The organism is Panacibacter ginsenosidivorans, from assembly GCF_007971225.1.
GTDB lineage: Bacteria > Bacteroidota > Bacteroidia > Chitinophagales > Chitinophagaceae > Panacibacter > Panacibacter ginsenosidivorans.
In genome coordinates this window covers 916,830-932,527 of sequence record NZ_CP042435.1, presented here as the reverse complement: position 1 = coordinate 932,527, position 15,698 = coordinate 916,830, and the positions used below count along the sequence as shown (strand labels likewise).

Here is a 15,698-nt window from a genome sequence, read left to right as displayed (position 1 = left end):
TACAAGGAAAGGAAGTGTAAAAAAATGCTTCTTGCAATTACAATGTGCTGACAGAGCTAAAATCAGATCGGTGAAGGTAATCTTTTTCGTGGTAACACTTCTTATTATATTTTCCTTTAACAAAACATTCGTTAGGTTATTTCATGAGCAAATATCGCTGCAAAAATATTTAGACTATCTTACGCCTTTACCAACATGAATATCTTATGGGTGTTTACAACAAGAGCGATCTTTTGTTTAATGATTATACATGGAATGAACCTGCGGAGCATGTAAAATTGCAGGGTGTGCCAGACAGAAATATGTTTATGCGCTATGAAGGCAATGAAATACTTTATATGATAAACTATGCATGTGAAATGATGGGCTGTAAATCTAAAACTGAAGCGGGCCGCATGGAAATATTATTACATGAAAAACTTCCTTTGGAAGTTAAAAGTCAGAACAGCGTTTACAGCTGGTTGCAGAAAGAATATAACATGGTGCCAAAAGAGCAGTAATATTTGTTCATTGTGCTGTGTAAATCTTCATTTGCTGAGTAAAGAACAAAGCGTACAAGTGAGTGACACAACCAGGGTTGAATAATAATTCAACTGCCTGCAACATCACCTGTACTTTTTTTAAATACATTTTGTTTTACCATAAAAAACGGCAGAGAGCCATGATTCAGCAGCCTGTCATGAAAGTCTTTAATGTTAAAAGCATTTCCTTGTTTGTCCTGTAACTCTTTCTTCCATTTTAGTATCAGCATAGAGCCATATTTGTAGGTAATAACCTGTGCAGGCCAGCGTTTTATTCGATTGATCTCACGCATTGCGATATCATCCTGGTTGGGTATATATTGTTTCCATGTTGCCAATGCTTTCTCATCATTCCATCCATAATAATTCAAACCAATATCTATAATGACACGAACGGAGCGCACAAGATCCCATTCCCAATGACCCAGTTCATCATAATCAGTTTCATAAACGCCCAGCTCTGTGCCAAGTGTTTCTGTGTAAGCAGCCCAGCCTTCCGCAAAACCTGAGTAGTGAAATAATTGCTGCACTTTGGATTGAGATAAATGATCTGCAATATTTATTTGATAGTGATGGCCGGGAACGGCTTCATGTATAAAGAGCCAATCAACCTGGCGTTTGTTATAAGGCTTGTCAAAAAAATTATAATAAAATGTATCGTCGTTGTAATAACCCGGTGTTTGTGCCAGTGCATTGTTGCTGCCACGATCAATTTTTACATTGCGTACCTGCTGCACATTGAACAGCAGATAAAGATTTTGCTGAACAATATTCTTTACATGCTCAAATGATTGTTGCAATTGCTGCGGACTGTTTATAAAAAAATCACTGTCATTAAGATGTGCATAGAATTGTTCGGTTGTTAAACCTTTTTTTATTCTTATGTCTTCTATATGTTGTTTTACCCGATCTATTTCTGCAATACCATTAAAATAAATATCATCGGGGTTTACATCAGCACCGAGCCATCTTTTCAGAAAATAAACATACCATTCATTGCCATGGGGGATGCTGTATAAATTATTTACAGGTATGACAGCAGGCTTTTCATCGCACCATCTTTTTTCGAGGGCCAGTCTTTGCAGGTTCATTGTTGTCTCGAATTTCATCAGGTCAAGATCAAATTTTTCTGAATCAGTTAACCAGTATGTTTCAAAAATGTCCAGTTTATTTTTTGCATCTTCAAAGAAATTTAGTTGCTGTTGAATTTTGTTGAGTGGCAGTATATGCTGCAGGTTATCTGCATAACTTAATTCGAGTTCAGGAATAGCAAGGGTTGTGTATCCTTTTACAAAGCTGTCGCGAAAATCATCGAATGCTTTTGTAGACTGAGCTTCGGTGCAACTGACACAAAAAAATATACATGCCGCTATAAATATTTCTTTCATCCGTAAGCAATTTGAAGTAAGTTCTAATATACTGCAATTAACAACAAAGAAATGATCACAGCTACTGAAGCATGAGAATGAATTACTGAAACATGATATTGAGATACATTATGAGCCGGGCTTGAGTACAGGCATTAAGCTTTTCTTGCGTCGCACTCTTGTACTGTATATTTTATTGCAACTAACCAGCTATGAGTGCTAAACTCCTTTTAGCAAATCATTGTCTTTCTTAATTGCGCGTACCATCATACCAAAATCGAATTTCTTTGAGAGGGCATTTACAGCCTGTGCAATACGCTTTGTTTTTGTTTGCTCTGTTTTAGCCTCGTTAATCCAGCGGGTAAAATATAGTTGATGTGATTTTGCTAAAGAAAAATAATGTTCGTGTGCTGCAGGTTCATCTTTTAGGCATTCAACAAATTCTTGTGGGGGTTGTATTTCTTTTTTATCAACCTCCAGTTTTACATTAAGCATAGCACCTTCTTTTTTATGAATGCCTTTGCGAATAACTGCGTTTAATGGCATTACAAAATCCCCTGCGCCCATTGGCATTAAAGCAATGCCTGCAATCGAATAGTCATCCAGCCTGCCTTTAACACGAAATGATTTCTTATTGCCGGGTATTAGTTGCTGTGCAATATCAGCAGGAATGATAATATGTGTCCATCCTGTTTTTTCTCCCTGTTCGCTGAACTTTCGTATGGTAGTTGTAAATTGAACCATATTCTAAAATTACAGCGTTATATGAATTATCAAAAAGCTTTCCTGCCTGTGGTAATGCTTTTAATAAGCAGCATATTGTTAGCACAAAAAGATAAGTATGAAAAAATAATGGGTGCAGATATTTCTTTCCTGCCCGAACTTGAAGACAAAGGCATTCATTTTTCTGTGGATGGAACAGAAGGCGATGCAATTGATATTTTAAAACAACATGGGTTTAATTATATAAGGCTGCGCATATTTAATGATCCCGGTTCAGACAGTGGTTATAGCCCCGGTAAAGATTACTGCGGACTCGAGCAAACGAAGATGATGGCTAAAAGAATTAAAGCAGCAGGTTTAAAATTCTTACTTGATTTTCATTACAGCGATACATGGGCCGATCCTGGCAAACAATTCAAACCCGCTGCATGGGAAGATCTTGATTTTGGTCAGCTTATAACAGCAGTTCGTGGCTATACAAAAGATGTTTTAACTGAACTAAAAAAGCAAGGCACATTGCCGGATATGGTACAGGTGGGCAACGAGATCAACCATGGAATGATATGGCCGGATGGCAAAGCAGATAACATGGATAACCTTGCTGCATTATTTAAAGCAGGAGCAGCAGGCGTAAAAGATGTTGATGCATCAATACCTATTATGTTGCATATTGCCTGTGGCGGGCAGAATAAAGAATCTGTTTCTTTTATTGATAACATGCTGGAGCGTGATGTGAAGTTTGATGTAATAGGGGAGTCGTACTATCCGCAATGGCACGGAACATTAGACAGCCTGCAGTATAATTTGAATGATCTTTCCAAACATTATAAACAGGATATTATAGTGGTAGAATATACTTACAAAAAAAACGAAGTGAATGATATTGCTTTTAATATTCCGGATGGAAAAATGAAAGGCACTTTTATATGGGAACCATTGAATACCTGGGAATTTATTTTTGATAAGGACGGTAAAGCAAATGAGTTATTAAACCTTTATCCTGGAATTGCAAAGAAGTACAATATAAAATTATTGAAATAAACAGTTGTACCTTACTGCCTAATAAATTGAACGTACAAGCGTGCGACGCAACAAAAGTTTAATAGCTGTAATGCAGCCGGCTCCATAGAATAGACCAATGGCTGGTTGTTAACAAATAATACTCATTTGCATTGCTAAATTGCTAACAATAAATACCAGGCGCACATGAAAAATACTACACACCGTTTACTATTATTGTTTGTATTGATAATACTTTCAATAACTGGTTATACGCAAAAGAAAACCATTACCGGGTTTATTACAGATAGTTCCACAAATGCACCAATGGCCAATGTGCAGGTAAGTAATCTTACAACTAATAAAAAAACTGTTACAGACAGCAAAGGAAAATTTTCATTGCAGGTTAATATTGATGATGTACTTTTTTTTACAAAAGATAATTATCACTTCCAAATGCTGCACTACAGTTTGTTAATGGAACAAACACTATATGTACGTATGAGTGTATTAGCGCATGAGCTACCTGGTGTTACTGTACAGGCGAGCTACAGTAAATACCAGGGCGACAGTATTAAAAGGCGGGACGATTTTAACAGAGATCTTGTAAGCCCTCAATATAAAACCATTCAGAATAATCCTTCCGGCGCAGGAGCCGTGGTTAATCTCGATCATTTTACAAAGCGTGAAAAGTCGAAACGCCAGGCAGAAAAACTTTTTGAACAAAATGAAAAGGATGCATACGTACGATACCGTTTTTCACCTGAATTAGTAAGTGCTTATACAGGATTACATGGAGATAGTTTGAACCACTTTATTAATCTTTACTGGCCGGATTATAAATGGCTGAGGCAGCACACATCTGATGAGGATGTATTTTATTACATCAACGATAAACTGAAAGATTATTATAAAAGAAAAGATGAGAAGTAATTGCTGCTACCTCTCATCTTTTTATTAATGGTTTTGCAAAAACCTAATTCAGTATTCTGATCTTGATATTCTTAAAACAAACACCACTATTTTCTACACCACTATGAGAAGCCTGGAATGCTATGAAGCCTGATTTTGCAAGGCCATAACCGGGTGCATCTTTCCATTTGCCTGCCATTTTATTTTTCTTCCATTCATCGGTCCATAATTCATATTCCACTACTTTTTGCCCGTTAAGCCAATGCTCTACATGGCCTTTGTTTACAATGATCACCGTATGGTTCCATTCTCCCGGGGCTTTAATAGCACGAACCATAGGCACATTCATGGCATAGTTTGCACCTGTCTTTTGCCAGTTCTCTATTTTTTCAGGAAAGCCATCATCATCTATTAATTGATATTCGGGCCCGCTTTCGTAAGGATGATCATAGTCCTCTGTTACATGGTACATAATGCCGCTATTGCCTTGCGGTGAAAGTTTCCAGTCAACCTGCAGCTCAAAACTTTCATACTTGCCTGTTGTTATAAGATCGGGGTTTTTATTGCCTTCCGGTTTGGTGCTGCAAATAGCGCCATCTACTACTTTCCAGGATGACCCCGTTTCATTCTTATATATTCTAAAATCATCCAGCGACTTACCGTTGAACAACAACTTCCAGCCATCTTTTTTTTCCTGTTTGCTTAACTGGTTATCTGATGCAGAGTCTCTAACATGACGAGGTGTTGCAATTGCGTTTGCTGTTAGTAAAACAAAGGCAATACAAAAAATTGCCGGGGAATATTTTTTCATACGAGCTTTTTAGTGGGGTTGAAGATAAGAAATAATTTTTTTGAACTTATCTGTATTGCTGCTATTGCACTTCGTTGTGTCACTCACTTGTACTGTATCGCTTTACGGAGCAATGACTGGTTTACTTTTTATTTATTCAGTATCAGACAAAATATTTTTTTCTGTCGTGGCAAAAATCATGAGAAAATTTATCTTTACTTCACGCAGTTAATTTCCAAAACCAACACAACAATGAAAAAGTTTGCCACAATTCTTCTTTTATTTATTGCCGTTGCCTGTAACAGGAACCAGGGCCCGGAGGATATACAGGCAAAACTAAAGTCTACCTTGCTTGATTATATGTATTCAAGGGTTAATTATGATTCTACCAAAGTGAAATATTACGTAATAGGAGATGTGATCTATTATGACGACCCTCAATATTACATTTGCGATTTTAAAGTGAACATGAAGATCATAGGCGTTAAAGACACAGTTGGTATTAAACGTCTTTATATTACGCATGACTTTAAAGTGATCTCCAGGTAGAACCGGTAAGCTTTTATTTGTTCAGCAAAAACCAGAAGTACAAGTGTGCGACGCAACAATGCTAAATGCTTATTCAAAAGCTTAGTACATAAAATATTTTATATAACTCAAACTGGTATTACCGATACTTTTTTATTCTTCCGTAATTTATCAGGCACAGCAGCCAGAATTTCTTTCTTTAATAATTCAATGAGTTTGCGTTTTACAAAATCACGGTGGGTAACAATGCTTACTTCTCTTACCGGTGCAGGGGATTTAAAATAACGCAAATGATTCTGCTGGTGCACAGTCATATCAAGCGTGGCAAGTTCGGGAAGGATAGTAATGCCATCGTTAAGATCAACCATTCTTCTCAGCGTTTCAAAACTGCCTGCTTCATATTCAAAATGGCTGCCTTCTTTACTTATCCTGCGCAATTCGCACAATTGTATTATCTGCGAACGAAAACAATGTCCTTCCTGCAATAGCCATAATTTCTCGGGATCAATATCTTTGGGTAGCACGTAGGTCTTTTTATATGCTGCATTATTTTTGGAAACATAGGCCAGCATTTCTTCATAAAATAATACATCTTCTTTAATACCTTTTTCTGTTAAAGGTGTAACCAAAACACCTGCATCAATGCGCCCTTCACGCAATCTTGAAATAATAATATCGGTAGTAAGCTCATTCACTACCAGTTTTACATTAGGGTATTTTTTTGTGAATGCAGGAATGAATAATGGCAGCAGATATGGCGCCAGTGTTGGTATTACACCAATTTTTAATTCGCCATTCACCACGCCTTTTTTTGACGCCAGCATATCTGTAAGGTTATCTCTTTCTGCAAGAATTTTTCTTGCGTGGTCAATAATATCCAATCCTGGTTCAGTTGGCAGTACAGGTTGTTTGCTCCTGTCGAAAATTTTTATACCCAGTTCTTCCTCCAGTTTATGGATTTGCATGCTAAGTGTAGGCTGGGTTACAAAGCAATGAGCTGCTGCATCTGCAAAATGGCGAAAGGTATCTACCGCTACAATGTATTCAAGTTGTGTAAAGGTCATTGGTTATTGATAACTTTTATCTATGAAAGTATAAAGTTAATTGATTTGGCTAATGGGTTGAATAATTGAACTTCTGCTATTCTTCCATGCAGAAGTACCTAATGACAATGGGAGCAAGAGTGTGGTGTAAATGCAAGAGATGCCGAGCCTAAAGAACATGTGGTTAAAGGACATGCATTAGTGTGGTAAGGAATCTTCGGGTTAAATAAAATCATTTTCTTATTTTAAATGTGCAATGCACTTAGCTTAAGTAATGCTATAAAGCTTTTGTTGTGTCACTCACTTGTACGTTCTGTTCTTTATGCAGCAAGAACTTCATTTTACTGAAGCTGGCCATTAAATGTTACAGTAAACTCAGTGCCTTTGCCTTCCTCACTTTGCACATTTATACTGCCACCCATCAGGTCAACGTATCTTTTCACAATATGCAGACCTAAACCGGTACCTTCAATATTGCCCGTATTTGAAGCCCTGAAAAAACGCTCAAACAAATGCTCCTGGTCTGCTGGTGAAATGCCAATGCCGGTGTCTTTAATAGCGAGTACGATTGTATATTCAGAAACAGATATGTCTACTTTAATAAGTGTATTGACAGGTGAATATTTAACAGCATTGGAAATAAAATTCGTAAGAATATGATCCATAAAAGCGGGATCTGAATAGACAATTTCATCGCCGGTATGGTTGTGATCTATAATTTGACCGGCTTTTAGCGTTGCTGTGAACTTTGAACATACCTGGGTGGTAAGTTCCCTGATATTAAAATTCTTTTTTTGAGGCTCTATTTTTCCTTCTTCAATTTTTTGAATGGACAAAAACTCCTGCAATAAAGAAACCATATTTGCCACAGAAGCTTTTATGCGCTGAATATGTTTATTACGCTTATCCTGGGTTTCTGTGGTTGTATAAAATTCAAGAAGGGAAACGGAAGAAAGAATGGTACTTAAAGGTGTTCGAAATTCATGAGAAGCCATGGAAACAAAATTCGATTTCATTTCATTTAATTCTTTTTCTTTTTGCAAAGTTTGAGCTGCTTCATCTTCAGCTTTTTTATGTAAAGTGAAGTCTCTTGTAACTTTTGTAAAGCCCTGCACATTGCCATCTTCGTCGTAAATAGTGTTGATCAAAATATCTGCCCAAAAACGGGAACCATTTTTGCGGACACGCCATCTTTCTGTTTCATAACTTCCCTTTTGCACTGCCATTTGCAGGTTTTGTTCCGGCTCGCCTTGTTCAATAGCTTCAGGTGTATAGAAAATTGAAATGTTTTTGCCGATTACTTCTTCATTTTTATATCCTTTTATTTGTGAAGCGCCTTCATACCAGTTAATTATATAGCCATCTTTGTCTGTCATAAAAATAGCAAGGTCTTTTAAACTGTTTAACAGTAACCGAAAACGGCTTTCGCTGGCTGCAATTTTTTTTTCTGCTTTCTGTTTTTTCTGGAAATGATAGATAATTAATAAAAATGAGGCCGCAAGTAATGAGAACGTTAAGATGCCTAATAGAATAAAGATCCAGCGTGTGGTAATAATACTTTTGTCATTTGCCTCTTGTTTTACCTCTAATAAACGGCTCTCTTCTACACGTATTGCTTCAACCTGTTTATCAATCGCATTATGAAAAATATTTTGCTTTTTTACTGTTTCTATAAGTTTTTCAATGGTACCATTCCCAGCACTTTTTGACTGTATTAATTCATCATTGAATTTTATGAGACTATCAAGTTGCATTTGCAAATCACGGGTACGTGCATACTGAGAAGGATTATCTTCGCTTAACCTTTCAAGTGCTGCGGTGCTGGCATATAATGAATCTCTGATATTATTATAGATATGTATGGTATTAACATCCCCTGTAAGATTATAATTCCTAATCTCCCATTGCATATCTTTTACAAGCGATGATACCTGAACTGCTTCATCAATTACATCCTGTGTGTGCTTTATCCAATAGGAAGTACTATTAAATACATCATTATTACGATAAAATGAAATACCAACTACAGTAAGGCATATGAATATCCCTATAAAGAAAAATAATAAAATCTTTCTGAACGGAAATGACCGAATGAAAATTTTTGGGGATTTGTTCTTCATTCTCTTCGGTTGTTTTTTGATAAATTAAAGCCCGGGAGCGTAAGACTGGTGTAAATTCAGCACAGGGCTCAGTGCATACGGGTTATTTATACAAAGTAAGTAACTTTTTTTAAAAATGCCGGATTTTATTGATGCCCGTAGTAAATAAAAGAATCGCAAAAATTATTTGAAGTTGAAGCGGTTCAGCGAAACTAATATAAACATATTTATTATCCACGCAGACTGAAAGTAAAATATATACGTTAATAAAAGCCGCATACAGATTTAGCTGTACAGGAGTGCGACGCAACTTAAGCATCATTCTTGTTCAGAGAGCCTGGTTCATAAGCAACAAACAAAAGATCAACCTGACTCAAATCATAGATTTACTTTATAGGCACGTATACTTTTGTAAAAATAGCCGGCAAATGAAATCAACTGTTGAATATGTTAGTCCCGAAAAAGCATTGTCTTTTATTGAAAGCAATAACCGTGTGTTTATACAAGGCAGTGCACATACGCCAAGTTTTCTTTTAAAACATCTTGCACAGGAGGCTCATCGTTTACAAAACGTAGAAGTGGTTTCTATAACAGTGTATGGGGATATACATATTAACAAACCTGAATTGATTGATCATTTTCATGTGAACTCTTTGTTTGTTTCTGCTTCAGTGCGGCAATCTGTAAAAGAAGGGTATGCGGACTACGTGCCGGTGTTTTTGAGCGAAATACCGGAATTATTCAAACAAAAAATATTACCGATTGATGTGGCCATTGTGCATGTTTCTGTTCCTGATGAACATGGTTATTGTTCACTGGGTATATCGGTGGATATTGCACGTAGTGCAGTTGATTCCACAAAATATATTATTGCGCAGGTAAATCCCAATGCGCCAAGAACACATGGCGATGGTATGATACACAGCAGCCGTTTTGCTGCAATGGTCTGGTGCGAAGATCCTTTGCACGAAGCCAACTTTGCAGCAAACGCAGGCCCGGAGACTTTAAAGGTTGGTGAATATGTAGCATCGCTCATTGATGATCGCTGCACATTGCAAATGGGCATTGGCGCTATACCAGATGCGGTGCTTGGTTGTTTGCACAATCACAAAGATCTTGGTGTGCATACAGAAATGTGTTCGGATGGTATTATTCATCTTGTAGAGAAAGACGTGATCAACAATCGCTACAAAAAAATTCATCCTAATAAAACGGTTTCATCCTTTGCACTGGGTTCAAGAAAATTATATGATTATGTGAATGATAATCCTTCCTTTGCTTTTCTTGATATTGATTATGTAAACGATCCGCATGTTATTAAACGTAATAATAAAATGATCGCTATTAACAGTGCGGTGGAGATTGATATTACCGGGCAGGCATGTGCAGATTCTATTGGCACTTACCAGTATTCCGGCGTTGGTGGGCAAATGGATTTTATGCGTGGTGCGGCATTGAGCGAAGGTGGCAAACCTATTATTGCACTGCCTTCCAGAACGGCAAAAGGTATTTCACGTATTGTACCCACACTCAAAAATGGGGCAGGAGTGGTAACCACAAGAGCACATATGCATTACGTGGTTACCGAATATGGTATCGCCTGTTTGTTTGGAAAAAATTTGCGACAGCGTGCAAAGGCATTGATAAATATTGCGCATCCCGAGGATAGGGAAATGTTAGAGAAGAGCTGCTTTGAAAGATTTAAAATATTCTAAAGCTGTATCAGATATTTATGAGCCAGCCGCATGGCTGCTATGATGCTTTAGTTGTGTCACTCACTTGTACGTTAGGAACATGTATAAGCAATTAGAGTAAAGAATCTTGCCGAATTATCCTCTGCAGCACAAGTGTGCGACGCAACAGGCGATGCTACAACTACCATTGCCAGGCTCCAAAAAGAAGTATATAATCAGTAAAACCAATATTTTGCAGCTTACAGGATAAAGTAAAGCCGGTTGTATATTATTTTCTTCATTTTTTCGTTTACTTAACCGAGAAAACCGAATTGCATAACATGCCGGAAAGATACCTGATGGTAGTTTGCTATTAAATCCAATATCGTTGTATGAAGTTTTTTGGGCTGCTTTTATTAATCCTCCTCAATATTTCCTTTGCTTATCCGCAGCAAAAGCAAATAAAATTTGATCATATTGGAAATAACCAAGGGCTTTCACAAAGTAATGTACTCTGCATTCTTCAGGATAGTCGCGGTTTTATGTGGTTTGGTACAAGAGACGGTCTTAACAGGTATGATGGTTATAAATTTACGGTTTTTAAAAATGATCCCTCCAACAAAAACAGTATCAGCAATAATTTTATAACAGATATACTTGAAGATAGTATGGGTGATCTTTGGATAGCTACAAGAGGTGGCGGTATTAACAGGTTTGAGAGATCTTCAAATAAGTTTTTTAATTACATGCATGATGTACATAACGCCAATAGTATTGCTGACAATGATATTAATGCACTTGCCAGAGATAAAGATGGCAATATTTGGATAGGCACTGAAACTGCAGGACTTGATCTGTTTGATATTAAGCTTCGTAAATTTTCTCATTTTACGCACGATGCAAAGAATGCCAAAAGTATCAGTGATAATTTTATAAGAGACGTTTATATAGATACTAAAACCCAGCTATGGATCGGCACTGCAAATGGCGGCCTTGATCTTTACCAGCCACAAACTAAAACATTTATCAGTTACAAGCACGATCCTGCAAATCTTTCTTCTTTAAGTTTTAATGATGTATATGTGATCTATGAAGATTACCTGCAAAGATTATGGATAGGAACCAATGGTGGCGGCCTTGTTTTCTTTGACCAGGCCAATAATATTTTTACGAGTTTTAAAAGCAATACATCATTTGATGGCGGTCTTAAAAAAGATGAGATATATGCCATAAATGAAGATAAAGAGCATAATCTCTGGATAGGTACAGAAAATGGCGGCCTTAGTTTAATGAATACCAAAATACAGGTATTTACCAATTACAGCCAGGATGATATTGATAACAATAGCCTGAGCAGTAATTCCATTTATTCAATTTGTAGGGATAAGAAAGGGAATATGTGGGTGGGCACATTTAATAGCGGTGTTGATTTTTATAGCCGCGATAACCAGTTTATACATTACAGGCATAATAGTTCGCCGGAAAGCCTCAGCGATAACAGGGTTCTTTGCATCTATGAAGACTCCGGCAACAAAATATGGATAGGTACAGATGGAGGCGGTCTTAATCTTTTTGATCGTGTTACTTCAAGATTCACACATTATCAGCATGACGAAAGCGGTAACTCCTTATCGGGTAATTATGTACTTTCTATTTGCGAAGACAGTATAAATAATCTTTGGTTAGGCACATGGGGTGATGGAATTTCCGTTTATGACCAGAATAGAAAAACATACAGATATTTCAAACATGATGGCAATGATACAAATAGCTTAAGCAGTAACAATGCATGGATCATTTACCAGGACCGTGATAAAACTATTTGGGTTGGTACAATTGGTGGCGGGCTTAATAAGTACGATGCAGCAAAAGGCTCTTTTAAACATTTTACCTATGATCCCCGAAATAAACAGGGTATCGGCAGTAATAATATTGAGTGCATACATGATGATGGACAAAATAATTTATGGTTAGGCACAGATGGAGGCGGGCTTAACATCATGAATAAGACATCGGGAAAGGTTATACGGTACACTCATACCGACAGCAGAACAAGTATTGCCGGTAATACCGTTTCTAATATTTACCAGGATACTGAAGGTTTTTTCTGGATTGCTACAAATGCAGGGTTATCTGTAATGGACAGACGTACCGGCAATTTTACCAACTATACAACGGAGCAGGGTTTACCCAGTAACCTTATTTTTGGAATTATCGAAGATAATAATCGTTGCCTTTGGATCAGTACAGGCAATGGTATTTGCAGGATGGATATTAACAGCAAAACTTTTAAAAGTTATTCTGTAAATGATGGCTTGCAGGGAAATGAATTTAAAGAGAAAGCATTTTGTAAAAGCAGTAATGGCTCATTTTATTTTGGAGGTAATAATGGGTTTAATGTGTTTTCCCCAAACAACATTGCAAAGCCTTCTTATGATCCGCCACTTATAATGACAAATTTTAAAATATTCAATAAGGAAATTCCTATTGCTATAAACGAGAATGATAATTCCCCATTGAAAAAAGATATTACTGAAACAAATTCAATTAGCATACCTTACAAAAGCTCTGTTATTCAATTTGAATTTGCAAGTCTCAATTATACCAGCAGTGAGAAAAAGCAGTATGCTTATATGCTGGAAGGATTTGATAAAAAATTCACACAGTTCTCAACTAAAAGAAATGCTACTTATACCAATCTGGACCCCGGTACTTATACATTCAGGGTTAAAGGCCTTAATAATGATGGTACAGTATCTCCACACGAATTGGTATTTAATCTTACCATAATTCCACCTTTCTGGTTAACATGGTGGTTCAGGGGCATTATGATATTAATGTGTGGTAGTGCTGTATATTTTATTTACCGATATCGCATTAATGCAGAAAAAGTGAGACAACGTGTATTAGAGCAATTGGTTAATGAGCGCACACAGCAGTTACAATTATCTACAGAAGAAGAACGCAAAGCACGGGAAGATGCAGAAAAAGCAAAAAAAGAAGCAGAGGAGGCTAATAAAGCCAAGAGTGTTTTCCTTGCTACCATGAGTCATGAGATAAGAACACCTATGAATGGCTTGATAGGGATGTCTACCTTGCTTTCACAAACAGATCTTACCAACAGGCAAAAAGAATATGCAGATGTGATCCAGATCTGCGGCGATACACTTTTAAATGTTATCAATGATATACTCGACTTCTCAAAGATTGAATCAGGCAATATGAACCTCGAAGAAAATGATTTTGATCTGCACGCATGCATAGAAGAAGTGCTGGACATTTTTGCGGAAAAAGCCGCAAAGAATGGTATAGATCTTATTTATCGCATTGACGCTAATGTTCCTGCCTATATCATTGGAGACAGGCTTCGGCTCAGACAGGTATTAATGAACCTGGTAAGCAATGCCATAAAATTTACACAGAAAGGCGAGGTGTTTGTGCATGTTGAACTGGAATCTGTCAAAGACCAGGATACTGTTTTATCTTTTAAAATAAAAGATACCGGCATTGGTATTCCTCAAGATAAATTAGACAGGTTGTTCAAAGCATTTTCACAGGTCGATTCTTCCACTACACGCAAATATGGTGGCACCGGACTAGGTCTCATTATTTGTGAAAAGCTGGTACATCTTATGAAAGGAAATATAAGTGTAACCAGTGAAGAAGGGAAAGGAAGCATCTTTACTTTTTCCATTTTTACAAAGCCTTCAGCCCAATTACTAACAAATTATTCGAACAATGAGTCACCTGCCGCAGAAGGCAAAAGGGTATTAATAGTAGATGATAATCATACCAACAGAACAATCCTGCACGAACAACTTGCACAGTGGAATATGGAACCGGTTACAGCTGCAAATGCTTATGAAGCCATTTCTCTGCTTATAAGTGAACCTGAATTAGATCTCATTCTCACAGATATGGATATGCCCGGTATGGATGGTGTGGCATTTGCACAGCATGTACAAAATAGATTTCCTGAACTGCCTGTTATACTGTTAACATCATTATGCAGCAGCACAATTACTACAACTGAAAATCTTTTTACATCTGTTATTACCAAGCCTATTAAATTGCAGATGCTGTATAACGAAATAAAAAAAGCATTACAAAAGCAAGTAAATGATACAAAGCAAATAGAAGAAACATTTGCGCAGGCGACACCGGATTTTGCCTCTGTTAAACTTGCACAAAAATATCCATTAAATATCCTGCTTGCAGAAGATGATATGTTTAACCAGATGATTGCCGTTCAGTTACTTGAGACGTTGGGTTATGAAATTACAGTTGCCGGTAATGGCCGCATTGCTGTCGAACAGTTACAGCAGCAGCAATACGATCTGATATTTATGGATGTGCAAATGCCGGAGATGGATGGCTATCATGCTACAAAATACATAAGAGAAAATTTCACTGACAGCCTTGTAATACTTGCCATGACAGCCAATGCTATGGATGGTGATAAAGACAAATGTTTAAGTGCAGGCATGGATGATTATATAAGCAAACCTATCAACTTTGAAGATCTTACCAACAAGCTCGAATATTGGGCCAGATACATAAACCTGCAAAAGAAAACTGCTTCAGTTTAGAAAGAAAATAAGAGTGTACAAGCTCCATAGCTACTGTTAGGCATCGTTGTGTCACTCACTTGTACGCCTTTATCACTATGCAGCTTTGCTGCATCAAGCTTTATGAGCAACAGTAATTTTATTTTTCGTCAATGGGTATATAATCATCATCATCGTTGCCAACATTTTCTGTTGCACCAAATGCGCCGCCCGAACCATCTGATGCAGCCTCATCAAAAGATGTAATCTGTGTATTCTTTTCTACATCAGCTATCAGTTTATCTACTTTTTTCTTTGGATTAATGATCTCTTCTTTTGCATGAGCATGGGGAAAGCCTTTAAAATCCTGGTCTATATGTTCATCATTACTTTGCTGTACTTCTTCTTTCTTCGTTATAGGATCGTTAGTTTTTGGATTATTATTTTCCATGGTTATACTTTTGCTACAATAATGAAAAATACATGCCAGAAAAGA

Annotated in this window: 12 protein-coding genes; 6 read left to right on the top strand and 6 right to left on the bottom strand. The window is 37.0% G+C overall.

What is annotated here, in order from left to right; genetic code table 11:
* The first annotated feature begins 206 nt into the window (after positions 1-206).
* A complete protein-coding gene (locus FRZ67_RS03880) occupies positions 207-500 on the top strand; it encodes a hypothetical protein (protein WP_147188274.1) in 294 nt (97 codons plus the stop codon).
* Positions 501-589: 89 nt separating this feature from the next.
* On the opposite strand, the gene FRZ67_RS03875 is transcribed toward FRZ67_RS03880, so the two are convergent.
* Positions 590-1,909, bottom strand: a complete 1,320-nt coding sequence (locus FRZ67_RS03875; protein WP_147188273.1) for a DUF885 domain-containing protein — start codon at positions 1,907-1,909, stop codon at positions 590-592.
* 198 nt (positions 1,910-2,107) lie between these two features.
* Positions 2,108-2,632, bottom strand: coding sequence for a YdeI/OmpD-associated family protein (locus FRZ67_RS03870; RefSeq protein WP_147188272.1), 525 nt, complete (start codon positions 2,630-2,632; stop codon positions 2,108-2,110).
* Positions 2,633-2,653: 21 nt separating this feature from the next.
* Between FRZ67_RS03870 and FRZ67_RS03865 the strand changes: the two genes are divergently transcribed.
* Positions 2,654-3,652 (top strand): glycoside hydrolase family 53 protein, encoded by a 999-nt coding sequence (locus tag FRZ67_RS03865; protein WP_158638292.1) that lies wholly within the window; start codon positions 2,654-2,656, stop codon positions 3,650-3,652.
* Between the two features lie 165 nt (positions 3,653-3,817).
* Positions 3,818-4,543: a peptidase associated/transthyretin-like domain-containing protein gene (locus tag FRZ67_RS03860; RefSeq protein ID WP_147188270.1), complete on the top strand. Its 726-nt coding sequence runs from the start codon at positions 3,818-3,820 to the stop codon at positions 4,541-4,543.
* A gap of 43 nt (positions 4,544-4,586) precedes the next feature.
* Here FRZ67_RS03860 and FRZ67_RS03855 read toward each other — a convergent pair whose 3' ends face one another.
* Entirely contained in the window at positions 4,587-5,333 is a 747-nt protein-coding gene (locus FRZ67_RS03855; protein ID WP_147188269.1) for a 3-keto-disaccharide hydrolase, read from the bottom strand.
* A gap of 231 nt (positions 5,334-5,564) precedes the next feature.
* On the opposite strand from FRZ67_RS03855, the gene FRZ67_RS03850 reads away from it, so the two are divergent.
* Positions 5,565-5,861: a hypothetical protein gene (locus tag FRZ67_RS03850; RefSeq protein ID WP_147188268.1), complete on the top strand. Its 297-nt coding sequence runs from the start codon at positions 5,565-5,567 to the stop codon at positions 5,859-5,861.
* Positions 5,862-5,968: 107 nt separating this feature from the next.
* Here FRZ67_RS03850 and FRZ67_RS03845 read toward each other — a convergent pair whose 3' ends face one another.
* Together FRZ67_RS03845 and FRZ67_RS03840 are read right to left on the bottom strand one after the other, a co-directional pair.
* Positions 5,969-6,904, bottom strand: coding sequence for a hydrogen peroxide-inducible genes activator (locus tag FRZ67_RS03845; protein WP_147188267.1), 936 nt, complete (start codon positions 6,902-6,904; stop codon positions 5,969-5,971).
* Between the two features lie 320 nt (positions 6,905-7,224).
* Positions 7,225-9,003 (bottom strand): sensor histidine kinase, encoded by a 1,779-nt coding sequence (locus FRZ67_RS03840; protein ID WP_147188266.1) that lies wholly within the window; start codon positions 9,001-9,003, stop codon positions 7,225-7,227.
* A 407-nt stretch (positions 9,004-9,410) separates the two neighbouring features.
* Here FRZ67_RS03840 and FRZ67_RS03835 point away from each other — a divergent pair, with 407 nt between their 5' ends.
* Both FRZ67_RS03835 and FRZ67_RS03830 read left to right on the top strand, forming a co-directional pair.
* Positions 9,411-10,697 carry an acetyl-CoA hydrolase/transferase family protein gene (locus FRZ67_RS03835; RefSeq protein ID WP_147188265.1) on the top strand — a complete coding sequence of 429 codons (1,287 nt, stop codon included), beginning with the start codon at positions 9,411-9,413 and terminating at the stop codon, positions 10,695-10,697.
* Between the two features lie 350 nt (positions 10,698-11,047).
* Positions 11,048-15,244: a hybrid sensor histidine kinase/response regulator gene (locus FRZ67_RS03830; RefSeq protein WP_147188264.1), complete on the top strand. Its 4,197-nt coding sequence runs from the start codon at positions 11,048-11,050 to the stop codon at positions 15,242-15,244.
* 118 nt (positions 15,245-15,362) lie between these two features.
* Here FRZ67_RS03830 and FRZ67_RS03825 read toward each other — a convergent pair whose 3' ends face one another.
* Complete coding sequence (locus FRZ67_RS03825) at positions 15,363-15,653, bottom strand: hypothetical protein (protein ID WP_147188263.1); 291 nt, start codon at positions 15,651-15,653, stop codon at positions 15,363-15,365.
* Positions 15,654-15,698 lie beyond the last annotated feature (45 nt).

What these genes read in the sequence shown, in the direction of transcription:
- FRZ67_RS03875 (WP_147188273.1), bottom strand. Translation starts at nt 1,909, where the DNA reads ATGAAAGAAATATTTATAGCGGCATGTATATTTTTTTGTGTCAGTTGC.
- FRZ67_RS03840 (WP_147188266.1), bottom strand. Translation starts at nt 9,003, where the DNA reads ATGAAGAACAAATCCCCAAAAATTTTCATTCGGTCATTTCCGTTCAGA.
- FRZ67_RS03865 (WP_158638292.1), top strand. Translation starts at nt 2,654, where the DNA reads ATGAATTATCAAAAAGCTTTCCTGCCTGTGGTAATGCTTTTAATAAGC.
- FRZ67_RS03825 (WP_147188263.1), bottom strand. Translation starts at nt 15,653, where the DNA reads ATGGAAAATAATAATCCAAAAACTAACGATCCTATAACGAAGAAAGAA.
- FRZ67_RS03880 (WP_147188274.1), top strand. Translation starts at nt 207, where the DNA reads ATGGGTGTTTACAACAAGAGCGATCTTTTGTTTAATGATTATACATGG.
- FRZ67_RS03835 (WP_147188265.1), top strand. Translation starts at nt 9,411, where the DNA reads ATGAAATCAACTGTTGAATATGTTAGTCCCGAAAAAGCATTGTCTTTT.
- FRZ67_RS03855 (WP_147188269.1), bottom strand. Translation starts at nt 5,333, where the DNA reads ATGAAAAAATATTCCCCGGCAATTTTTTGTATTGCCTTTGTTTTACTA.
- FRZ67_RS03830 (WP_147188264.1), top strand. Translation starts at nt 11,048, where the DNA reads ATGAAGTTTTTTGGGCTGCTTTTATTAATCCTCCTCAATATTTCCTTT.
- FRZ67_RS03845 (WP_147188267.1), bottom strand. Translation starts at nt 6,904, where the DNA reads ATGACCTTTACACAACTTGAATACATTGTAGCGGTAGATACCTTTCGC.
- FRZ67_RS03870 (WP_147188272.1), bottom strand. Translation starts at nt 2,632, where the DNA reads ATGGTTCAATTTACAACTACCATACGAAAGTTCAGCGAACAGGGAGAA.
- FRZ67_RS03850 (WP_147188268.1), top strand. Translation starts at nt 5,565, where the DNA reads ATGAAAAAGTTTGCCACAATTCTTCTTTTATTTATTGCCGTTGCCTGT.
- FRZ67_RS03860 (WP_147188270.1), top strand. Translation starts at nt 3,818, where the DNA reads ATGAAAAATACTACACACCGTTTACTATTATTGTTTGTATTGATAATA.